This window comes from Kiloniellales bacterium, assembly GCA_030064845.1.
Lineage (GTDB): Bacteria > Pseudomonadota > Alphaproteobacteria > Kiloniellales > JAKSDN01 > JASJEC01.
Genome location: JASJEC010000041.1, coordinates 1 through 21,477, shown reverse-complemented (window position 1 = coordinate 21,477; position 21,477 = coordinate 1). Strand labels below are relative to the sequence as shown.

23 protein-coding genes are annotated in these 21,477 nt (G+C 68.5%); 15 read left to right on the top strand and 8 right to left on the bottom strand.

Features of this window, described 5'->3' with window-relative positions:
* Window positions 1-4: 4 nt before the first annotated feature.
* The gene (locus QNJ67_14735) at window positions 5-268 is read right to left on the bottom strand and encodes a Usg family protein (protein MDJ0610231.1); all 264 of its coding nucleotides are present in this window, start codon (window positions 266-268) and stop codon (window positions 5-7) included.
* Window positions 269-543: 275 nt separating this feature from the next.
* Here QNJ67_14735 and groES point away from each other — a divergent pair, with 275 nt between their 5' ends.
* A complete protein-coding gene (gene groES, locus QNJ67_14730) occupies window positions 544-864 on the top strand; it encodes a co-chaperone GroES (protein MDJ0610230.1) in 321 nt (106 codons plus the stop codon).
* Between the two features lie 36 nt (window positions 865-900).
* Window positions 901-2,553, top strand: coding sequence for a chaperonin GroEL (gene groL / locus QNJ67_14725; protein MDJ0610229.1), 1,653 nt, complete (start codon window positions 901-903; stop codon window positions 2,551-2,553).
* 74 nt (window positions 2,554-2,627) lie between these two features.
* Here groL and QNJ67_14720 read toward each other — a convergent pair whose 3' ends face one another.
* The 3 genes from QNJ67_14720 to QNJ67_14710 all read right to left on the bottom strand — a co-directional run bounded on the left by QNJ67_14720 (window position 2,628) and on the right by QNJ67_14710 (window position 6,267).
* Window positions 2,628-2,819, bottom strand: a complete 192-nt coding sequence (locus QNJ67_14720) for a hypothetical protein (GenBank protein MDJ0610228.1) — start codon at window positions 2,817-2,819, stop codon at window positions 2,628-2,630.
* A gap of 160 nt (window positions 2,820-2,979) precedes the next feature.
* Entirely contained in the window at window positions 2,980-3,384 is a 405-nt protein-coding gene (locus QNJ67_14715; protein MDJ0610227.1) for a tellurite resistance TerB family protein, read from the bottom strand.
* Window positions 3,385-3,465: 81 nt separating this feature from the next.
* Window positions 3,466-6,267, bottom strand: a complete 2,802-nt coding sequence (locus QNJ67_14710; protein ID MDJ0610226.1) for an ATP-dependent DNA helicase — start codon at window positions 6,265-6,267, stop codon at window positions 3,466-3,468.
* 310 nt (window positions 6,268-6,577) lie between these two features.
* Here QNJ67_14710 and QNJ67_14705 point away from each other — a divergent pair, with 310 nt between their 5' ends.
* The 5 genes from QNJ67_14705 (at window position 6,578) to QNJ67_14685 (ending at window position 10,496) form a co-directional block, all read left to right on the top strand.
* Entirely contained in the window at window positions 6,578-6,988 is a 411-nt protein-coding gene (locus tag QNJ67_14705) for a winged helix DNA-binding protein (GenBank protein MDJ0610225.1), read from the top strand.
* A 63-nt stretch (window positions 6,989-7,051) separates the two neighbouring features.
* On the top strand, window positions 7,052-7,708 hold the full coding sequence (locus tag QNJ67_14700) for a sigma-70 family RNA polymerase sigma factor (protein MDJ0610224.1): 657 nt from the start codon (window positions 7,052-7,054) through the stop codon (window positions 7,706-7,708).
* Window positions 7,709-7,911: 203 nt separating this feature from the next.
* Window positions 7,912-8,316, top strand: a complete 405-nt coding sequence (locus QNJ67_14695) for a hypothetical protein (GenBank protein ID MDJ0610223.1) — start codon at window positions 7,912-7,914, stop codon at window positions 8,314-8,316.
* Window positions 8,317-8,320: 4 nt separating this feature from the next.
* Complete coding sequence (locus QNJ67_14690) at window positions 8,321-8,800, top strand: Spy/CpxP family protein refolding chaperone (GenBank protein MDJ0610222.1); 480 nt, start codon at window positions 8,321-8,323, stop codon at window positions 8,798-8,800.
* Window positions 8,801-8,900: 100 nt separating this feature from the next.
* Window positions 8,901-10,496 carry a lysine--tRNA ligase gene (locus QNJ67_14685; GenBank protein ID MDJ0610221.1) on the top strand — a complete coding sequence of 532 codons (1,596 nt, stop codon included), beginning with the start codon at window positions 8,901-8,903 and terminating at the stop codon, window positions 10,494-10,496.
* Between the two features lie 124 nt (window positions 10,497-10,620).
* On the opposite strand, the gene QNJ67_14680 is transcribed toward QNJ67_14685, so the two are convergent.
* On the bottom strand, window positions 10,621-11,472 hold the full coding sequence (locus QNJ67_14680) for a branched-chain amino acid aminotransferase (protein MDJ0610220.1): 852 nt from the start codon (window positions 11,470-11,472) through the stop codon (window positions 10,621-10,623).
* 106 nt (window positions 11,473-11,578) lie between these two features.
* Window positions 11,579-12,211: a helix-turn-helix transcriptional regulator gene (locus QNJ67_14675; protein ID MDJ0610219.1), complete on the bottom strand. Its 633-nt coding sequence runs from the start codon at window positions 12,209-12,211 to the stop codon at window positions 11,579-11,581.
* Window positions 12,212-12,520: 309 nt separating this feature from the next.
* Here QNJ67_14675 and QNJ67_14670 point away from each other — a divergent pair, with 309 nt between their 5' ends.
* The 6 genes from QNJ67_14670 to QNJ67_14645 all read left to right on the top strand — a co-directional run bounded on the left by QNJ67_14670 (window position 12,521) and on the right by QNJ67_14645 (window position 18,714).
* Window positions 12,521-13,576, top strand: coding sequence for a quinone-dependent dihydroorotate dehydrogenase (locus QNJ67_14670; protein MDJ0610218.1), 1,056 nt, complete (start codon window positions 12,521-12,523; stop codon window positions 13,574-13,576).
* Window positions 13,577-13,682: 106 nt separating this feature from the next.
* Window positions 13,683-15,023 (top strand): EAL domain-containing protein, encoded by a 1,341-nt coding sequence (locus QNJ67_14665; GenBank protein ID MDJ0610217.1) that lies wholly within the window; start codon window positions 13,683-13,685, stop codon window positions 15,021-15,023.
* Between the two features lie 84 nt (window positions 15,024-15,107).
* Window positions 15,108-15,983 (top strand): TIGR01459 family HAD-type hydrolase, encoded by an 876-nt coding sequence (locus QNJ67_14660; GenBank protein MDJ0610216.1) that lies wholly within the window; start codon window positions 15,108-15,110, stop codon window positions 15,981-15,983.
* A 317-nt stretch (window positions 15,984-16,300) separates the two neighbouring features.
* The gene (locus QNJ67_14655) at window positions 16,301-17,095 is read left to right on the top strand and encodes an SdiA-regulated domain-containing protein (protein ID MDJ0610215.1); all 795 of its coding nucleotides are present in this window, start codon (window positions 16,301-16,303) and stop codon (window positions 17,093-17,095) included.
* Between the two features lie 112 nt (window positions 17,096-17,207).
* Window positions 17,208-18,170 (top strand): metallophosphoesterase, encoded by a 963-nt coding sequence (locus tag QNJ67_14650; protein ID MDJ0610214.1) that lies wholly within the window; start codon window positions 17,208-17,210, stop codon window positions 18,168-18,170.
* Between the two features lie 25 nt (window positions 18,171-18,195).
* Complete coding sequence (locus tag QNJ67_14645; GenBank protein MDJ0610213.1) at window positions 18,196-18,714, top strand: VOC family protein; 519 nt, start codon at window positions 18,196-18,198, stop codon at window positions 18,712-18,714.
* Window positions 18,715-19,000: 286 nt separating this feature from the next.
* Here the strand turns inward: QNJ67_14645 and QNJ67_14640 are convergent, their stop codons facing one another.
* Together QNJ67_14640 and QNJ67_14635 are read right to left on the bottom strand one after the other, a co-directional pair.
* Window positions 19,001-19,609 carry a hypothetical protein gene (locus QNJ67_14640; protein MDJ0610212.1) on the bottom strand — a complete coding sequence of 203 codons (609 nt, stop codon included), beginning with the start codon at window positions 19,607-19,609 and terminating at the stop codon, window positions 19,001-19,003.
* 313 nt (window positions 19,610-19,922) lie between these two features.
* On the bottom strand, window positions 19,923-20,690 hold the full coding sequence (locus tag QNJ67_14635) for an SDR family oxidoreductase (protein MDJ0610211.1): 768 nt from the start codon (window positions 20,688-20,690) through the stop codon (window positions 19,923-19,925).
* A gap of 166 nt (window positions 20,691-20,856) precedes the next feature.
* Here QNJ67_14635 and QNJ67_14630 point away from each other — a divergent pair, with 166 nt between their 5' ends.
* Together QNJ67_14630 and QNJ67_14625 are read left to right on the top strand one after the other, a co-directional pair.
* On the top strand, window positions 20,857-21,123 hold the full coding sequence (locus tag QNJ67_14630; protein MDJ0610210.1) for a hypothetical protein: 267 nt from the start codon (window positions 20,857-20,859) through the stop codon (window positions 21,121-21,123).
* Window positions 21,124-21,247: 124 nt separating this feature from the next.
* On the top strand, window positions 21,248-21,477 hold a 230-nt coding region (locus tag QNJ67_14625; GenBank protein MDJ0610209.1), incomplete at its 3' end, for a methylmalonyl-CoA mutase family protein.

Below are 21,477 nucleotides of genomic sequence, written 5' to 3'. Positions count from 1 at the left end.
CCGTCTAATGCAGCGTCAGGCAGGCGGCGACGGCGCGGGCCTTGGGCGCGGTGATGATCGGCACGGAGCCGACCGAGACCGAATGGAGCGCGCCGTCCAGGTTGTCTTCCCAGAAGGTGAGGAAGCGGTGGAGCACCGGGTACTTCGGAGCCAGGTCGTAATCCTGCCAGATGTAGCTCTGCAGCAGGCCCGGGTGGTCCGGCAGGTGGTAGATGATCTCGGCCGTGGTCAGGCGGTAGTCGTTCAACTGGAGCTCGATTGCGTTCATTGACCCATCCTGTCTTAGCCTGTACGACCTCCCCTTCACCGATTAGTCTGACGCTCAGTCTACGGGCGTGCAATAAAAAATCATTTAATTTCATAGGTTTAGCAGCCGTTAACAACGACTGCTGCCAGGCCTCGGCCGGCTTGCCGGAAACCCTTGACACGGCTGGGGTGAATGAATAGATCACTGGCACTCGAAGGGGGTGAGTGCTAGCAGGGACTCTAACCTTTCGATTTCGCAGACATATTTCAGACAGCAGGTCTAGGGAGAGTCGCAAAATGAAATTCCGACCGTTGCACGATCGCGTGCTGCTTCGCCGCGTCGAGCTGGAAGAGAAGACCGCCGGGGGAATCATCATTCCCGACACGGCGAAGGAAAAGCCGATGGAAGGCGAGGTCGTCGCCACCGGCTCTGGCGCGCGGGGCGAGGACGGCAAGCTCGTTCCGATGGACGTCAAGGAAGGCGACCGGGTGCTCTTCGGCAAGTGGTCCGGCACCGAGGTCAAGATCGACGGCGAGGAGCTGTTGATCCTCAAGGAGTCCGACATCATGGGCGTGATCGAGGGATCCGCCGGCAAGAAGGGCAAGAAGGCCGCCTGAGGCGGGCCTTTTCGCATCAGATTAGGAGAAGCATAGATGGCTGCTAAGGAAGTCAAGTTCGGCGCCGATGCCCGCACCCGGATGCTCCGGGGCGTCGACATCCTGGCCGACTCGGTCAAGGTCACGCTCGGTCCCAAGGGCCGCAACGTGGTGCTCGACAAGTCGTTCGGCGCGCCGCGCACCACCAAGGACGGCGTGACCGTCGCCAAGGAGATCGAGCTTACCGACAAGTTCGAGAACATGGGCGCCCAGATGGTGCGCGAGGTCGCCTCCAAGACCAACGACGTGGCCGGTGACGGCACCACCACGGCGACGGTTCTGGCCCAGGCGATCGTGCGCGAGGGCTCCCGGGCCGTTGCCGCCGGCATGAACCCGATGGACCTGCGCCGCGGTGTCGACCTCGCTGTCGACGCGGTGGTCACCGAGCTCGGCAAGCGCTCGAAGAAGGTCTCCACCTCCGACGAGATCTCCCAGGTCGGCACGATCTCGGCCAATGGCGACTCCGAGATCGGCGACATGATCTCCGAGGCCATGCAGAAGGTCGGCAACGAGGGCGTGATCACCGTCGAGGAGGCCAAGTCTCTGGCCACCGAGCTCGACGTGGTCGAGGGCATGCAGTTCGACCGGGGCTACCTCTCGCCCTACTTCATCACCAACGCCGACAAGATGATCTGCGAGCTGGAGAATCCCTACATCCTCCTGCACGAGAAGAAGCTCTCGGGCCTGCAGCCCATGCTGCCGCTGCTCGAGTCCGTGGTGCAGTCGGGCCGTCCGCTGCTGATCATCGCCGAGGACGTCGAGGGCGAGGCGCTGGCCACCCTGGTGGTCAACAAGCTGCGCGGCGGCCTCAAGGTCGCGGCCGTCAAGGCGCCGGGCTTCGGCGACCGCCGCAAGGCGATGCTCGAGGACATGGCGATCCTGACCGGCGGCCAGGTCGTCTCCGAGGACCTGGGCATCAAGCTCGAGACGGTCGACACCTCGATGCTGGGCACCGCCAAGAAGATCGTGATCACCAAGGAGGAGACCACGGTCGTCGACGGCGCCGGCAAGAAGAAGGAGATCGAGGGGCGCTGCTCCCAGATCCGCCAGCAGGTCGAGGAGACCACCTCCGACTACGACCGTGAGAAGCTGCAGGAGCGGCTGGCCAAGCTGGCCGGCGGCGTCGCGGTGATCCGGGTCGGCGGTGCGACCGAGATCGAGGTGAAGGAGCGCAAGGACCGTGTCGAGGACGCGATGAACGCGACCCGCGCCGCGGTCGAGGAGGGCATCGTCGCCGGTGGCGGCTCGGCCCTGCTCTACGCCACGCGCGGCCTCGACAAGGTGAAGGCCGGCAACGAGGACCAGAAGGTCGGCATCGACATCGTGCGCCGGGCGCTTCAGGCCCCGGTCCGGCAGATCGCCGAGAACGCCGGCGTGGACGGCGCGGTCGTGGCCGGCAAGCTGCTGGAGAACGACGACATCAACCACGGCTTCGACGCTCAGCAGGGCAAGTACACCGACATGGTCAAGGCGGGCATCATCGACCCGACCAAGGTGGTGCGCACCGCGCTGCAGGACGCGGCTTCGGTCGCCGGCCTGCTGATCACCACCGAGGCCATGGTCGCCGAGCGGCCGGAGAAGAAAGAGCCCATGCCCGCCGGTGGCGGCGACATGGGTGGCATGGGCGGCATGGGCGGCATGGGCTTCTAAGCCGAACCGACCCAGTTTCCCAAGAAATCAGGGCTGCGGCGAAAGTCGCGGCCCTTTTTCTTGCCCGAGTCCTCTCAGGCGCTGCCCTGAAGCCAGATATAGGCGGTGGCGGCGAGGGCTGCGACGACCAGGATCAGGCGCCCGAGCAGCTCCTCCTCGCCCTGCTTGAGGACTTCCCGCCGGACCTCGCCGCTGTCGTCCCGCAAGAGCTGGCGCATCTGCACCTTCGCCGTCTCGAGCTCGGCGTGATGGCCGGTGTCATGCATGGCGAACCTTTCCGTGAAATCCGCGGGGCGCGTTCATCACGGCCGACAGTAGTCTAGAATGGTAAATGCAGAACGCGGGAATGTTTGCATTCCCGCATCCGGCGGAGATTCAGACCCGATCTGATGCTTCAACGCCTTCGGCGGAGCCGAGGCACCAAACCTAAAGGGTCATGTGGCGGGCACGGGCGCCGTGTTCGATGGCGGCCGCCTTGAGGCGGGTCACCTCGAGGCCGTAGCGCAGCATCTCCAGCAGGCGCAGCTCCTCCTGGGTCGCGCGGCCGTCGGCGGCGGCGACGTCGCAGGCCAGGGCGTAGGCGGTGTCCCGCAGCTTGTCGGGCAGACCGTCGCGGATCATGCCGATGGCCTTGTCCAGGCCGTTCTCGTCGCCCAGCAGCTTGGCGCACTCCTGGGCCGAGGCGGGCAGCTTGCTCTCGTCGTAGTCCCGGAAGATCGGCAGCTGCTTGACCAGGTCGCCCATGGTCTTGAGCTCGATATCGGTCATGTCGCGGTCCGAGGCCGAGACCAGGACCATGGTGTAGATCAGGGCCGTATGGTGATCGATCATTGCGGTGCTGACGCCCCTTGCTAGCCGAAAACAGCGCCGCGCTGGGCGGCGGCGCAGACTTAGCGACGGCCCGCCGGGCCGTCAAGGCCGCCGAGTCGGCGACTTCTGTCCGGCCTCTCGGGAGGTTGGATCCGCCTGATCCGCGCCGGGTGCGAGAAAGCGCGCCGTCTCGGCCACGGCCTCGGCCAGGCCCAGGCGTTGGACCGCGACGTCGGGCGGAAAGGCGCTCTGGAGCCGCGACGGCAGCTTGCGGTCGAGCAGGACGAAGACGCCGCGGTCGTCTTGCCGGCGCAGCAGGCGGCCGTAGGCCTGGGTCAGCTTGAGGCGGGTCAGCGTGTCGTCGTAGCGCCGTCCGCCGAAGGCCTCGCGCCGCGCCCGGTGCAGGATCGTCGGGCGCGGCCAGGGCACCCGATCGAACACGATGAGCCGCAGCGAGCGGCCGGGCACGTCGACGCCGTCGCGCACCGCGTCGGTGCCGAGCAGGCAGGAGTCCTCCTCGGTTCGAAAGATCTCGACCAGGCTCGAGACGTCGAGCCGGTCGACGTGCTGGGCGTAGAGCGCCAGGCCCGCGTCTTCCAGGGGCCGGGCGATCCGGGCGTGCACCCGGCGCAGGCGCGAGATCGCCGTGAACAGGCCGAGCGCGCCGCCGCCGGCGGCGAGGAACAGGGCCCGGTAGGCCGAGGCGACCCGCTCGGCGTCGTCCCGGCCCAGGTCCTCGATCACGAAGACCCGGGTCCGCCCGGCATAGTCGAAGGGCGAGGGCACGTCGGCACGCACCGTCTTGCCGTCGAGATGGACCGCGCCGCTGCGGCGCTCGGCGGCGGGCCAGTCCTGTTCCGGATCGCCCGTCCGGTCGGTCAGGGTCGCCGAGGTCACGAGCGCCCCCTGCGCCGGCTTCAGGACCGCCTCGGCGAAGGGCCGGGTCGGATCGACCCAGTGCCGGTAGAAGCCCAGGTCCACCACCCTGCCCTCGATGCGCTCGACCGCCAGCCAGTCGACCACCTCGGGCGGCCGCTCGTCGGCGAGATCGTCGAGCATGGCCTTCCAGGCCGCGGCCTGGCCGAGACGCCGCCGTTCCAGGCCGCGCGCCGTCGCCTCCAGGCGGCGGCGCAGGTCGCTGTCGAGGTGTTCCGCGTCCTCTTCCAGGCGGGCCGCCAGGCGCTGCTCGAGCAGCTGCATGGGCGCGACCAGGGCGGCCAGCGCCCGGGCCAGGCCTTCGGCCGCCTCGAGCAGCCCGGGCAGCGCCGGGCGGACCTCGGCCTCGAGGCCGTAGGGCCCCTCGGGGTCGTCGGTCCGGGCGTAGACCTGGGCGCGCACCTGCATCAGGAAGGCCTCGGCCGTGCCGCGCGGCGCGCCCTCGGCCAGGCGCTGCAGCCAGCCCTCGCCCGGCAGGCGCTCGGCCGCGCGCAGCAGCTCGTCCAGGGCCTCGTTGCCCTCGCTGTCGGCCACCAGGAGGTCTTCGATCCGGCGCCGCAGGCCGCGCAGGCGGCTGCCGCCGCCGCTTCCCCCGCGGCTACCCGATTCGGCGCCGATCAGCCAGCGCCTGAGGTCCTGGGCCTCGCGCCCGCTGAGGTGAGCCGAGAAGGCCGAGTCCGCCGCGTCGAACAGGTGGTGGCCCTCATCGAACACCACGTGGCCGGGCCGGGCGCCGTCATCGCCGCCGAGGGCGGCGTGGATCATGACCAGCGCGTGGTTGGCGATCACGAAACGGGCCCGCCGGGCGCGGCGGACGCCGCGCTCGATGAAGCACTTGCCGTAGTGCGGGCAGGCCGAGTAGACGCACTCGCCGCGCCGGTCGGCCAGGCCCAGGGTCGGTGCCCGGCCCAGCAGGTGCGGCAGCCAGCCCGGAAAGTCGCCGCCGACCATGTCGCCGTCCCGGCTCCGGGCGGCCCAGCGGGCCATGAGGCCGAGCGCCGTCGTCCCCTGGGGACGGGCCGGCAGGGCGCGCACCGCCTCGTCGAGGTTGAGCAGGCAGAGATAGTTCTCCCGGCCCTTTCGCACCACGACCCGCGCCGCCTTGGCCGAGGGCTCGGGATAGAAGCGGTCCAGCTCCCGGTCGATCTGATGCTGCAGGTTGCGGGTGAAGGTCGAGATCCAGACCGGGCCCCGGTTGCGCTCGGCCCAGACGTCGGCGGGGGCCAGGTAGCCCAGGGTCTTGCCGACGCCGGTGCCGGCCTGGGCCAGCACCAGGTTGGGGCGGTCCTTCTCGTCGCGCGGCGCGAAGGCGAGAGAGGCCGCCGAGGCGTAGTCGGCCTGTTCGGGGCGGGCCTCCGCGTCCTCGCCGACGACCTCGGCCAGGCGCCGCCGCGCTTCGCCCGCCTCGATCGGCTGGCTTCCAGGCGGCGGTTCGGGGCCCTCGTCGCTCCAGTCGGGCAGCCCTTCCCAGACCCGCAGGGCGGCGGCGCCCTCCACCCGGCCCGCCGGCGCACCCAGGACCGACAGCAGCGCCGGCCCCCAGGGCCAGCCGGCGCGGGCCATGGCCCAGGCCGTGGCGGCCGCCGCCCGGTCGCCCTCGCCGCGGGCGGCGCACTCCGCCAACAGCGCCCGGGCGGCCTCGACCAACGCGCCCGGCATCTCCTCGAGGCGCGCGGGCGGCTCGAGGCCGAGCGCCGCGGCCAGGCCGCGCGGCGTCGGCGTGACGAAGCGGGCCGGGCGGACGAAGGCGAAGAGCTCCAGCAGGTCCAGTGCGGGGAAAGGCTCCGCGTCGAGCCGCTGCGCCGTGGTCACCAGGTCGCAGACGACCGGCGGCGTCTCGCGGACCCGCGACCGGGCCTCGGCCGGGGTTACGAGCCTCGTCCCGCTTCCGGCGTGGTACCAGGCCGCCTGGTGCCGCCCGGCGACCAGGGCGGGCGCCGATATCTGCGTTACGGTCGGCGAAGGCACGCCGGCGTTTCTCCTCATCCCTTCACCGCCCGATTTGGCGTCAGGCCGCCCGTCTTGTACAGGGTGGTCTTGGATCGGAGGGTTCGATCAAATTTTACGTGCGATTTTTCAGTGAAATTCTTCAGGTAAAATCCCTCCGGGGTTTCCATAAGCCCTTCAACACGGCCCGCTCGCCGAGGCCAAAGCTGATAGGATGAAAAATGCATGGAATTTTGCCGAAAATATTGTGGCAAAAATTGCTTGCAAAAGTGCATTCAAATGCGTAGGTTTCCCTCGACCCGACGCTCACAATCCAGGACCTCGGCGAATCGTGGATCTCAAGTACAACTCTGCCCAGCACCACGAGTACCTGAACATGATCGATCGCATCGGCGGACTCTGGTTGAAGGTCTTCGATGGCAACGAGGTGTTCTACTCGGCCCAGTACTGGGATCTGCTGACCAAGGTCTGGCGCTCGCCGCGCCCGGTCACCAAGACCGAGGCGCTGAAGTTCATGACCGGCGTGAAGAGCGCGCACACGGCCGGCAAGTACCTCGAGACGGCGGTCGCGGCGGGCCTGCTTGTCGAGGAGGAGAACCCGGAGGACAAGCGCTCCAGGTTCATCTCCCTCTCGCCGTCGATGCAGGAACGGCTCGACATCTTCTTCGACCGCGCGGTCTCGGAGCTGCGCAAGTCGAACCGCGCCATGGACATCGCCGGCCCCTCGCCGATCGACCCCTAGAAGCACCCGGCGGCCGGGAAAGGCCGCCGGCGAACACGGATGCAACCGCTAAGGAGACGCAAGGTGCAACAGGTAGCCGTACTGGATTTCGAAGATCCGGCGCTCTGGCGCGATGAACGCTTGCCGTCATCCGGCGCGCGCCCTGCGACCCGGCGGAAGGCCGAGGCGCCGGCCCGGCCCCTGGACGAGGGCGAGGCCCTGATCCAGCGCCTGGTCGACGGCGAGCGCGGCGCATGGAACCGCTTCGTAGCGCTCTACGCGCGGGTGGTCTACGCCGCGGTTCACCGCCGGTTGGTGACCGCCGGCCGGCTCGACGAGGTCGAGGACGTGGCTCAGGATGTCTTCCTGAAGATCTGCCGCGAAGACTTCAAGCTGCTGCGCAACTACGACCGCAATCGCGCTAAGCTGACCACCTGGCTCACGGTCATCGCGACGACCACCTCGATCGACCACCTGAGGCGGCGCAGCCTCGCGACCACCCCGATCGACAAGGTCCCCGAGGCCGCGCTGTCGGTCGAGCCCCGGATCGCCGAGACCGTCGAGATCCCGGCGGACCTGCTTTCCGCTCGCCAGGCCCTGATCATCGAGCTGCTCTACCGGCGCGAGATGGAGGTCATCGAGATCGCCCGGCTGCTCGGCATCGAGCCGCAGACCGTGCGCAGCACCCACCATAAGGCGATGGAGAAGCTGCGGGCCCACTTCAAGGAAGAGTGTCCCTAGAGCGGCGCCCGGGACGGAGCGGCACCAGGGATACGGGCCGCCCTATTTCCGCCCCATTTTGGGGATGCCAAGGGTAGCGCTTGCGTATATCCTTTTACCCGCAGTGCCTTGACAGCCATTTCCAGCAGCGCGGTCATCGGAGCCCGTTCCCGGGCGGTTGCCGTGACGGCCGGTTCCCTTCCCGGTGCTGCTGAAGGAGCGCGATGGAAAAGACGCCCGACGAGCTGACGATCGCCGCCTACCTCGAAGGCCGACTGGACGACGAGGAACGCGCGGCGGTGGAACGCTGGATGGCCGACACGCCCGAGGCGGTCGAGCTCGTCGCGGCCTGCCGGGACGCCCTGGACGGCCCGACCTTCGCGGTGCCCCAATCCTTCGTGGCGAAGGTCTCCAGCTTGACCGAAGCGCCGGAGGCTTCGGGCGGCGCGGCGCAAGCGGCGTTCTGGCGCGACGCTTATTGGCCCAGCGCCGCCGCCCTGGTGCTGCTTTCCTGCCTGCTCGGCGTGGAGCTGGCGCGCACGGCCGCGACCGAGGCCTTCGCCTCGGACCTGCCGCCCGTGGCGGAGGCGGTAATCGAATTCGATATGGCCGGTGGACCGCTCCTCTAACGCCATGGCTCAGCTCAGGTCGGGCGGCCGCCTCGTCTGGGCGCTTCTCGCGGCTTCCTTCGCGCTCAACATCTGCTTCATTCTCGGGGTCCTGTACTACCGCTCCCTGACGACGGACCCGGCGGCCATGGCCGAGCGGCGCGCGCAGGCCGTCGCCGAGATCCTGGCGCTCGACGACAGCCAGCTCGCCGCGCTGCGCGCTCTGCAGCGGCAGGTGGCGAGCGAACGTCGGGCCATGCAGAGCGGCATGGAGCCGATCCGGGACGACTTCCTCGACGCCCTGGCCCAGCCCGACCTGGACGAGGCGGCGTTGGCCGGCCTATTGGAGCAGCGCGGCGAACTGCGCCGGCCCCACCTCCTGGCGATCGCGCGCGGCCTGCACGACTTCCTCCAGGAGCTCACCCCGGAACAGCGGAGGCGCCTGCTCGGCATGGCCGAGGAACGTGGATTCCTGCGCAATTTCCTGGGCGGCCCCGAACGCTGACACCTCCCGGCTTTGTCCGGGCGAAAGCCCTCGCGCGATTTGATTTTCCCGGGAACTGGATTAGGGTCTCGCGGTCTTTCACTCTGGCATGACGAAGCCCATGGATATCTCGAGCGCCGAACAACTGGCCCAGGAGGCGAAGGCCTGGCCATTCCAGGAGGCCCGCAAGGTCGTTCAGCGCCACGGCGGCGCGGCGCCCGACAAGGGCTACGCCCTTTTCGAGACCGGCTACGGCCCCTCCGGCCTGCCCCACATCGGCACCTTCGGCGAGGTCGTGCGCACCACCATGGTCCGCCAGGCCTTCGCCCTCCTGTCGGACGTGCCGAGCCGCCTGTTCTGCTTTTCGGACGACATGGACGGCCTGCGCAAGGTGCCGGACAACATCCCGAACAAGGAGATGGTGGCCGAGCATCTCGGCAAGCCGCTGACCGCGATACCGGACCCCTTCTCGAACGAGTACCCCTCGTTCGGCCACCACAACAACGCGCGCCTGCGCGCCTTCCTCGACGCCTTCGGCTTCGACTACGAGTTCCAGTCTTCGACCGAGCTCTACAAGGCCGGCCGCTTCGATCAGGCCCTGCTGGACGTGCTGCGCCACTACGACGACATCATGGCGATCATCCTGCCCACCCTGGGCCCCGACCGGCGCGCGACCTACAGCCCCTTCCTGCCGATCAGCCCCAAGACCGGACGGGTGCTCCAGGTGCCGATCCTGGCGCGGGACGTGGACGCGGGCACCCTGGTGTTCGAGGACGAGGACGGCAGCAAGACCGAGCTGCCGGTCACCGGCGGCCACTGCAAGCTGCAATGGAAGGTCGACTGGGCAATGCGCTGGTACGCGCTCGGGGTCGACTACGAGATGTCGGGCAAGGACCTGATCGACTCGGTCACCATCGGCGGCCGGATCATGCGCGTGCTGGGGGCGCGGCCGCCGGAAGGCTTCAACTACGAGCTCTTCCTCGACGAGCAGGGACAGAAGATCTCGAAGTCGAAGGGCAACGGCCTGACCGCCGAGGAGTGGCTGACCTACGCACCGCCGGAGACTCTCGCGCTGTTCATGTACCAGAAGCCGAAGGCGGCCAAGCGGCTCTACTTCGACGTCATTCCGCGCACGGTCGACGACTACCTCAGCTTCCTCGAGCGCTACGAGAAGGAAGACGAGGCCAAGCGCCTGGAGAACCCGGTCTGGCACATCCATAACGGCGCGCCGCCGCGCGAGGAAGCGCCGATCAGCTACGCCATGCTGCTCAACCTCGCGAGCGCCTGCAACGCCGAGGACGAAGACGTGCTCTGGGGCTTCATCGCGCAGTACGCGCCCGAGGCCGAGCGGAGCGAATCGCCGATCCTGGCGAGCCTTGTCCGGACCGCGCTCAACTACTACCGGGACTTCGTCAAGCCGGCCAAGCGCTACCGCCCGGCCAGCGAGATGGAGCGCGCCGCGCTGGAGGACCTCTTGTCCGAGCTCGCCGCGCTGCCGCCCGAGGCGCCAGCCGAGGACCTGCAGAACCGGGTCTACGAGGTCGGCAAGCGCCACCCCTTCCCGGACCTCAAGGCCTGGTTCAGGGCGCTCTACGAAGTGCTGTTCGGCGAGGAGCGCGGCCCGCGCATGGGGTCCTTCATCGCGCTCTACGGCCGCGAGAACTTCAACGCCCTGGTGCGCCGGGCGCTCGCCGGCGAAGATCTGAGCCGGGCTTAGGCTTGTAGGACCAAAAAAAAGACGCTCACCCTCCACAGCTCCGCTGCGGATCCCCCTCTCCCTCAAAGGGAGAGGGTCAAGGTGAGGGTCGGTGGCTTTTTTTTTCGGTTTCTGCGAACCCCGCTCACCCGTGGGCGTAGTCCCAGTAGAGCTCGCGGGCTTTCTGGAAGATCGGCCCGGGCTGCAGCGCGCGGCCCTCGATCTTCGTAATCGGGACGACCTTGGCCAGGTTGCCGGTCGAGAAGAGCTCGTCGGCGTCGAGGAACTCCTCGAAGGTGATCGCCCGCTCGTGGACCGTGATCCCCGCGTCGCGCAGCAGCTGGATCACCCGCTGGCGCGTGATGCCGTTGAGGAAGGTGCCGTTGGGGATCGGTGTGTGGGCCGCGCCGTCCTTGGCCATCCAGATGTTGGCGGTCGCCAGCTCGGCCACGTTGCCGATCGCGTCCAGCACCACGGCGTTGTCGAAGCCCTTCTCCTTGGCCTCGACCAGGGCGCGCGCCGAGTTGGGATAGAGGCAGGCGGCCTTGGCCAGGGTCGGCGCCATGCTGGGCAGCGGCCGGCGGAAGCTGGAGAGGCAGACCGAGAAGCCGCTCGGTTCCGGCATGGCCGCCTCGAACAGCGTGCAGCAGAAGCGGGTGCTGTCGGGATCGGGATTGACGAAGCCGGTCTCGGCCCAGAGCATCGGCCGGATGTAGAGCGCGGCGTTCTTGTCGAAGCGCTGGCGGCCCTCCTGGGCGATCTCCAGGACCTCGCCCGCGGAGACCGGCGACAAGAGTCCGAAGGTCTTCGCCGAATCGACCACCCTTTCGCAGTGCAGGTCGAGGTCCGGGGCGACGCCATCGAAGGCGCGCGCGCCGTCGAACACGACCGAGGCCATCCAGGTGGCGTGGGTCAGGGGCCCGAGCAGCGGCGGGTTGCCTTCCACCCAGCGCCCTTCAATGTAGTGAATCGCGTTCTGCAAGCTCATGGCGCCCATTCTCACCCGGGCTCGTGGAGAAGGGGTTAGCATAGACGCGCCCGGCGCGGCGGAACAAGCCTTCGACGATGCGGCGGTTTCGCTTTCCTGCGCCCGCCAACGAGCGCTACTGGCTGGCCCAGACGATCCTGGCCATCCAGTCTATGTCGCCGGGCCGGTAGGCCTCTTCGGCCCGGTCGCGACCGAGCGAGACCAGCACGATCTCCTCCGCACTCTCCTGCAGCAGTTCCCTCACCAGGACCGCGCCCGTCCTGGTACCGACCAGCAAGCGGTCGCCGCGGCCGGCGCCCACGGCCGGCGAGACCACGATGGTGTCGCCCTTGCGGTAGACGGGCTCCAGGTCCGATCCGGTTATCTCCAGCGCGAAGGCCTTGGGGTCGCGGACCCGCGGGAAGTCGAACCGGTTCCAGCCGCTGCCCGCCGGTTGTCCGGCCCGGTCGAAGTGCCCGGACCGGGCCGCCGCGCCGAGGTCGAGCAGCGGGATCCGCTGGGTCAGGGCGGTCTCGTCGCCGTCGCCGACCAGCGCGAGGAACTCGGCCAGGGACGCACCGGTCGCGTCGAGTATCTTGGCGAGCGACTCCGTGCTGGGCCAGCGGCGCTTGCCCTGCTTGGTGATCCTCTTGCTCTTGTTGAAGGTCGTCGGATCGAGTCCGGCCTTGCGGGCGAGGCCGGACGCCGACAGACCATACTTCGCTGCAAGGCTGTCAACGGCCCGCCAGATGTCGGCATGCCTCAACATGGAACAGGCTTCCCCTCGACACGCTGCGTGCCTGATGCGCACAGGACCCCTTGGCGGCGGCGTTTCCTGCGGCGTTCGTAAAGTATCACCCAGACACACGCATGACGAGCCTAGCTGGTTATTTCCACTCCTTTTTCTCTCTTTTTGTCGAATAAATACCAGTATGGGCTAGATGCAGAACTGGTCATTCAATCACTGATAATCATGGCCGCCAGATCTTGGCCCGAATGTCCCGGATTTCCGGTGCGGCCGAATCGCCGATTCGCGCCGCGCTTGCCTGCCGGGTCGCGCGGCTAGCATCATGGCCGCATGTTGTCCGCCTACCGTTTCTTGGCTCCCGTGCTGCGCAGGGTGGAGCCGGAGCGCGCCCACGGGATCGCCCTCATGGCGCTGCGCGCCGGTCTGATGCCCAAGGTCCGGCGCGCCGAGGATCCGGTGCTGGCGACCCGGGTCTGGCACTGCGACTTCCCGAACCCGATCGGCCTGGCGGCCGGGTTCGACAAGGACGCGGAGGCCGTGGCCCCGCTCCTGGATCTGGGCTTCGGCTTCGTCGAGGTCGGCAGCGTCACGCCGCGGCCCCAGCCGGGCAACCCGCGTCCGCGCGTGTTCCGCCTGTCCGAGGATTCGGCCGTGATCAACCGCCTGGGCTTCAACAGCCGGGGCCTCGCCTTCGCAGCCGGCCGGCTGGCGCGCTTCCGCGGCCTCGGGCCGGCGCGCGGCGTCGTCGGCGTCAACCTCGGCAAGAACCGGGAAAGCGCGGATCCCGCGGCGGACTATGCCGAAGGCGCCGCCGCGCTCGCGCGCTACGCCGACTACCTGGTCGTCAACGTCTCCTCGCCCAATACGCCGGGACTGCGCGCCCTGCAGCAGCGCGACGAGCTGAGCGATGTCCTGGCGGCGGTGCGCGCCGCGCTCGACACCGCGCCCCCGATCGTCATCAAGGTGGCGCCCGACCTCGACGAGGCGCAGCAGGAGGAGATCGCCGAGCTGGCTCTCGCGCAATCGGTCTCGGGGCTGATCGTGTCCAACACCACCCTGTCCCGGCCCGAGGCGTTGCGCTCGCCGCACCGGGCGGAGGCGGGCGGCCTCTCGGGCCGTCCGCTGTTCGAGCTTTCCACCGCGGTGCTCGCACGGCTCTCCCAGCTGACGGAGGGGAAGATTCCGATGATCGGCACCGGCGGGGTGGCGAGCGGCGCCGAGGCCTACGCCAAGATCCGCTCGGGGGCGTCCCTGGTGCAGCTCTACACCGGCCTGGTCTACGGGGGTCCCGGCCTGGTCGAATCGATCAAGCGCGAGTTGGCCGGCCTCCTGCGGCGCGACGGCTTCGGCTCCGTCGCCGAGGCCGTCGGCGCCGACCTCCGCTAAGGCAGGCGCTAAGGGACTGTTAACCATCTTTCAAGACTGCGGGGCGCACAGTACATCGGCACTAGTTCATACGACTTAGCTTCGGCCTCCCCCGCGCCTCCGGTCCATGAATACGCTTCGTCACGGTATCGTCGTCCTCTTCTACGCCCTGCCCGCGCTCGCCTTGGGCATCTGGCTGCCGCAATGGCTGAGCGTGATCGACCGGGAACTGGCGATCGGCATCGGTGTTGGCGTGCTGCTGCTCGGCGGGTTGCTGCACGAGACCCGGGCCCGGCTGGTCGGCGAGGAAAGGCTGGGCGCCCACCTGCTGGAGGCGCGCCAGACGATCGAGGACCTGCGGGACGACCTGCTGTGGACCCGGCGCGAGCTGGCGGTGTTGACCGAGGCCCTCGAGGCGATCGGGCGCGAGGGCCTGGCCCAACGGCCGCGCCGCGGCCGCGCCGCGCCCCAGGAAGTCATGGCCGACGCCCTCGACGCGGTCGCCCGCTGGGACCAGAGCGGGCGCGCCGTCGAGGAGGTCATGGCCGAGGTGAAGGCGCTGAAGTCCCTGGTCGCCCAGGTCACGCGGCCGGGCAGCGCTCCCGACAAGCTTGCCGCGGAGCCCCCGCCGCGTACCGGCGCCAAGTGGGGCGGCAAGCGGGGCGGCAAGCAGGCCGCCGGCGCGTCGGCCGATCCCCTGATCCTGGCGCCCCTGCCCGAGGCGCTCGACGAGGACGCGGTGCTCGACGCGGTGCGCGCCGCCCTGCGTGACGACCGGGTCGGGCTCGTGCTCCAGCCGGTGGTCAGCCTGCCGGCGCGCAAGCACCATTTCTACGAAGCCTTCTCGCGCCTGCGCACGGCCGAAGGCCGAGTGCTGCTTCCCGAGCAGTTCCTGCCCGTGGCGGCGCGTAAGGGACAGATCACGGCGATCGACAACATGATCCTGCTGCGCTGCATCCAGCTGGTGCGCAGGGTGCAGAAAAAGGGCGAGGACCTCGGCTTCTTCTGCAACGTCGCGCCCCACACGCTGCGCGACCACGCGTTCGTCGCCGACCTCCTCGCCTTCCTCGAGCAGAACCCGGACCTGGCCCACGGCATGATCTTCGAGTTCGCTTACGACGTCTTCGTCAACCAGAGCGAGGAGGACCGCCGGCTGGTCCAGCAGCTCCACGCGATCGGTTGCCGGCTCTCGGTCGATCAGGTGCCCGACCTGGACGTCGACGTCAGCGGTCTCGGGCGACAGGGGGTGCGATTCCTCAAGGCCGAGGCGCGCGTCGTCATGGACGCGGCCGCCGAGAGCTTCGACGCCCCGGGGCGCTTCAAGACCGCGCTGGCGCGGGCCGGGCTGGCGCTGATCGTCGACAAGATCGAGACCGAGGCGCAGCTGCTGGAGCTGCTCGACCACGAGATCGACTACGGCCAGGGCTTCCTCTTCGGCGAACCGCGCCCGGCCAAGCTCGCTGCGTGAGGCGAATCCGTCCGGCGCTTTCCATGCCGGCGGCCCTGTGGCAGAACAGCCCCTCCCGCAGTCAGAGACCTCGCCGCGCCCGCCATGAACGCCATCGTCCTGCGCCCCGGAATGTCGGAAGTCGTCGATCACTACGACGGCTTCATCATCGATCTTTGGGGGGTCATCCACGACGGCCTGCACGCCTATCCAGAGGCGCTCGACTGCCTCGCGCGGCTCAGGGCCGCGGGCAAGAAGGTCGTCATCCTGTCCAACGCGCCACGGCGCGCCGAGGCCATCATCGCGCGCAACCGCGAGCTCGGCATCGAGGCCGAGCACTTCGACCACGTCCTCTCCTCGGGCGAGGCCACGTGGCTGGCGCTCAAGGAGCGGAGCGATCCCTGGTTCCAGGCCCTCGGCCGGTGCTGCTTTCAGCTCGGCCCGGAGCGCGACTGGGGCCTGCGCGACGGGCTGGAGCTGGACTTCACCGAGGACTTCGCGGCCGCCGACTTCATGCTGCTGACCGGTCCGCCCGAGATCGAACAGACGGTCGCGGACTTCGAGGACATGCTGGGCGAGGCGCTCGCCCGCGAACTTCCCGTGGTCTGCGCCAACCCCGACCTGGAGGTCATGCGCGGCAGCGCGCGCGAGATCTGCGCCGGGGCGATCGCGGCCCGCTACGAGGAGATGGGCGGCAACCTGCGCTACCTCGGCAAGCCCCATCTGCCGGTCTACCGGCTCTGCTTCCAGCTGATGGGCCTGGAAGGCGGCGAGCGCCTGGTCGGCATCGGCGACACCCTGCGCACCGACATCGCCGGCGCCCAGGCGGCCGGTATCGACGGGATCTTCATCGCCGGCGGGATACACGCCGAGGATCTGGCCGTGGTCGACGGCCAGCCGGTCGACGAGGCGCGTCTCGGCGCGCTGTTCAGCGAGCGCAGCATCCATCCCACCGCGACCCTGCCGCGCCTGCGCTGGTGAGCGCCGGGCTGCGGCGCCGCGAGGCTCCTTTCCGGAACCATTGGTGATGAGCAGCCGGCCCTGGGGCGCGCTGCAAGCAGCGCCTATCCCAGAAATCGCCTTCAACGTGCGAAAGCCCACAGCAAGAAGAGCGGACAGATAGCAGGTTAATGCCATTGACCGGACCGGGCCCGGTGCCCCTCCGCGAGTCCCTATCGTGGCCTCTTCGATATCTCGATCAGGGCACCGGTGTTTGACCGGTCCTTGCCCCGGGCTTTCTATGGAAGAAGGGGCAAAGCCATGGGCGGAAACCGGCAGGCGAAAAACAGGTGCGAAAAATGATCAGCCTCACCTACCAGAAACGCTTCGATATCGAAGACAGGGACGCGGGTCTCATCGAGCCCTCGGGTCTGGCCCTGACCGATGACGGCCAGGGGCTCTGGACCGTCAGCGACGACACCAGGCGGGTCTTCCGGCTGGACCTCGAGGGCAAGGTGCAGCCGGATCAATCCTTCAAGCTGGCCGAAAAGGGCCTGGAAGGGATCACGGTCGACCGGAAGGGAAAGTTTCTCCTCGCCGTGCGCGAGGAGAGCAACGAGATCTTCAAGCTCAAGATCGGCAAGCGGGGCAGCGCCAAGACCTACCTGCTGAAGTACATGGCCGGCTACCGGGTGATCAAGCATCTATTTGCCATGGGCGGCGAGAACAAAGGCTTGGAAGGCATCACCTGGAACAGCCATACCGGGACCTACTTCGTCCTCAAGGAGGGCGAGCCTGGTCTGCTGGTCGAGCTGAGCAAGGACCTCAAGACAATCTTGAGCCACGTTCTCCTCGACCGCCGCAACGGCTTCGTCGATCCCGACAGGCCCGATCTCAAAGTGGACTTTTCGGGGCTTTGCCACGACCCCTTGCGCTCGCTGCTCTGGATCGTCAGCGACAAGGCGCAGCGCCTCTATTTCTACGACCTCGGCCGCAACCGTGTCGTTCACTCCGTTCCTCTCAGCTACACTGAGAATGGCAACCAGGGTCGTATCGAGAAGGCCGAAGGCCTCGCCTACGACTCCGAGACCGGCAGGGTCTACATCGTCAGCGACGAGCACGCCCGGCTCTACGTCTTTGAGGCGAGATCGTGAGGACCGCACGACTTTTTGCGAGCGCGCGAGTCGCTTTGTGCCACTCACGGGCCGAGAAATCGCTACTCTAGGCGCAGATTCGACAGCTCCGGCCGGCATGGAACACCGTCCCTTGACACCCGGCCCGCCGACGGCGGCCCGGGACCGCCCGCCCGACGAAGCCCGCCGCGAACGCTGGCGCGAGGCGCGCCTGCGCATGGAGGCCGACGCGCGGCGCGGGAAGCAGCGGGGCCGCCGCTTCCGGGGCGAGCTCCTGGGCTTCGATCAATTGGCGGCGCTCTTCGGTCTGGGCCTGCGGATGGCCGGCCTGCACCGCCGCGGTCTGCGCAACGCCCACGAGATAGGCCTGACGAGTCTGGAGCTGGCCTTTGAATCGCTGCCGCCGCGGTTCGACGGTTTCCGGATCCTGCAGTTGAGCGACCTGCACGCCGACTTCCTTCCGGGCACGGTGGAGACCGCCGGCGCGCTGGCCGCCGGCGAGGAGGTGGACCTCTGCGTGCTGACCGGCGATTTCAAGAAGCATGTCTTCGGTCCCTTCGAACAGGTTCTGCCGGCGCTCGAGGGCCTGCGCGCCCGCCTGCGGACCCGCCTCGGTGTCTACGCGGTGCTGGGAAACCACGACTGCGCCGACATGGTGGCGCCCTTCGAGGCCCTGGGCATCGAGGTGCTGCTCAACGAGACGCGCACGCTCGAGCGGGGCGGCGAGAAGATCCACATCACCGGCACGGACGACGTCCACCTCTACCGCACCGAGGCGGCCCGCGCGGCGCTTCGGGACGCGCCCGCGGGCTTCAAGATCGCCCTGATCCACTCCGCCGAGTTCGCCGACGAGGCGGCCGACGCGGGCTACCATCTCTATCTGGCGGGTCATACCCACGGCGGCCAGATCTGCCTGCCGGGCGGCCGGCCGATCGTGACCCAGATGCGGCGCCATCGCCGCTACGCCGTCGGCCTCTGGCGCCACGGCGCCATGCAGGGCTACACGACCACAGGTGTCGGCGTCTCGACGCTGCCGGTCCGCTTCAACTCGCGCGGCGAGGTCGTCCTGCTTACGCTGCGCCGGAAGAAAGGCTGAGAGGGAACCCGCGATGCTCCGCGGCATGCCCGTCCTGCAGGTCGCCGACGTCGCGCGCAGCGAGGCCTTTTACCGCGACGCGCTCGGTTTCCGGTCCCACGGGAGCTGGGGCGACCCGCCCGCCTTCGCCATCGTCCAGCGCGGCCGGGTGACCATCGCTCTCGATTGCTCACGCGGCGGCGCGCCGGTCCCGGACAACCAGTACTGGGCGGCCTACCTCTACATCGAGGACGCCGACGCGCTCGCCGAGGAGTTCCGGCGGCGGGGCGTCGCGATCCTGCGCGGGCCTAGTACCCACTTTCAGGATTGGGTGTATCGTATGACGAGCTATCAAGGCTTTCGGTTAGGAGCGTGGTCCGCCGTGATGTGGACCATCACAAGGGCCGCGCGACGCAATCCGAAAGCCTCGATAGCTCGCCCGAAGGGTAGCCGAGGCTTCCGACCGGACGTTGTCAGCGGCGCTCACCGATGCTCGGGCATCGCTTTCGCCCCCCTTCCTAGCCGGACGAAAGCCTCGGCAATCAGACGATGCACTCAATCCTGAAAGTGGGTACTAAGACCAGCCCTACGGCCTGCGCGACTTCGACGTCCGCGACCCCGACGGCCACATCCTGGCCTTCGGCCACGACCTCGAGCCGGACGGCTCGGAACCCGGCCTGATGGCGAACGGCTAGACTGCGATCATGGCGATCAGGCCCCCTCACCCTCCCACGGCTGCGCCGCGGTTCCCTCCCTCTCCCCCAAATTGGGGGAGAGGGCCGGGGTGAGGGGGCAACCGAGGCTGGCCACGGGAACTTCGGCACCGGGACACCAGAACCGAACCCGCGCGGTCATTCCGGCTTGGCGCCCGGGGCTTTCCTGACCTCCGCGCGCAGCCGCTCGAGCTGGGTGCGGAAGCCTTCCGCGTCGCCGTAGTCGACGAAGCGGCGGTAGCGCGCATGGGGCGAGCGCACGCGCAGCGCGTGGCGGATCGGGCACCAGTACTGCTCGGTGCGGCTGGCGGTTTCCCGGGTGTAGGCGATCACCCCGTTGGCATAGCCGCAGTAGAGGCAGTTCAGCTTCTGGATCCCGTTCAGATAGGCCAGGCGATGACGGTCGACGATGATGTAGTCGGCGCGTCTGACCCGTTCCATGCCCCAGGCCGAGAAGCAGATGAGCTGGAACAGGGTGACGCCGAGATCCAGGACGGCAAAGGGCAGGATCAAGCCGTAGGCGACCGGCGCAACGATCAAGGTGGCGAAGGGCGAGTGTCTGAGAAAGCTTACAAGCCCGGTCTTGATCAGCTTGTGCTGGCGGACCACGCTCTCCTCGAAGACGGCGCGCCGTTCCTCGAGGCGGTACTGGAACCGGGCGCGCTCAGCCTCGAACTTCCGCTCGATCTCGTCCTCGAGCCGAACCAGCCGGCGGACGAGTTCGTCGATCTCGGTTTCCACGGTCATGGCAGGGCGTCCTCCGCGACGGGCCGGGTCGGCATCCTCCCGCTTGCAGGCCGCAAAGGAAAGCGCGGGGAGGATCCCGGCGGGCCGCGTGCTCTCGTCGATAGCGAGCGGAATCACATGTCTTTGCCGGAGCCGCGTAGCGTTTCCATTAAGACATGATCCGCTCTAGCGGGCTGCCGAAAAAGTGCCTCACCGGCACCATCACCCTTCGACAGGCTCAGGGTGAGGGAGATATGTTTCAGGCACTTACCCTCATCCTGAGCTTGTCGAAGGATGACCGTAATCAAGGGCTCAGGGGTTCTTCAGCACCCTGCTAGCGGGTCGCGTATTGCCTGATCATGTGGCCGCCATCGATATCCAGCACGACACCCGTCGTGTAGCCGTTGGTCATTAGGAAGAGCACCGCGTCGGCGATCTCGTCGGTCGCGCCGACGCGGCCGATCGGCAGGGACTGCCCGGTCGCGCGGTACATCGCCGCGCGCGCCTCCTCGGCCATGGCCCCGTAGGCATCGGAGCGCACCATGCCGGGCGAGCAGCAGTTGACTCGGATGTCCGGCCCCAGCTCGAGCGCGAGCCCGCGCGCCAGGCTCTCCACCGCGCCGTTGACCGCACCCAGCGCCGAGCAGTTCGCCCCGGGCCGGCGGCTGAGCACGCCGGAGAAGAGCGTGATCGACCCGCCCGGCGCCAGCTTGGGCAGGACCTCGCGCGCCACCACGTAGGGGCCGAAGAACTTGGCGTCGAACATGGCGCGCAGCCGGTCGGTCCCGAGCTCGGCGAAGGGGCCGTGGGCCGCGCTCGAGGCCGTGACCACCAGATGGTCGGCCGGGGCGAGGCCCGCCGCCCAGCGCTTCACCCCGGCCTCGTCGGTCATGTCGACCGGCGCGACCGTGACGGCGCCGCCGATCTCTTCGGCCGCCGCCGCGAGCTTCCCGGCATCGCGGCTCGCGATCGTGACACGGCCGCCGAGCCGGACCGCCGCCGCCGCGACCGCCCGCCCGATCCCGCTGCCGCCGCCGACCACGACGACGTGCCGGCCGCTCAACCCTCGGGAGAGGGGCGCTCCTTCGGAATCCGCTACCATCCCTTCGTCTCCTCCGTCTGCGACGCGATCATAGGTATTATTACTAGGTGGCTTTGCCCGGACCTTCTGTATTACCAGTTGAGTGTCGTTCTTGTTTCTCGCACATCTAAAGATTGCAGGTGTCCGGGGCGGGAAAGTACCAAGCTTGGGAGCCAGAGTGATAGAAATGCCGAAGGAAATCGACCCGGAGTCCGCGGTGCCCGGCCAGGAGCCGGACAGGCAGCATACCAAGAGCGAGACAGTGGCCCGGGTCAGAACCGCGGTCAGCGATCTGGAGAGGGCGGTGATGAGACTGCAGCACCTCTCGCAGCGGCCCGGCTACGAGTTCATCGACCGGCTGCTGCCCGGCTATGTCTGGGCCGTCGAGCAGGCCCAGGAGCTGAACGAGACCCTGGCCGCCCGCGCCGCGTCCAGGCCCGAGCGGGCCGACTAGCCCTCCCCTGCCGGACCGGTCGGCCGACTGCCGCGGCCCCGCCCACGCCCCTCCCGGTCCCTCGCGTGGACTTGACGGCCCCGGGGGCGTATCCTTGCTGCTCTGCAGCAAAGGAAGCGCTGTCATGACCGACAAGCCGGAATTCGAGCCGAAGACCCTGGACGACTGGCGCGCCCTCGCCACCAAGGAATTGAAAGGCAAGGCGCCAGACGCGCTGACCTGGCAGACGCCGGAAGGCATCGCCGTCAAGCCGCTCTATACCGCCGAGGACCTGGAGGGCCTGGAGCACCTGGGCACCCTGCCCGGCTTCCCGCCCTACGTGCGCGGGCCGCGCGCCACCATGTACCCGGGCCG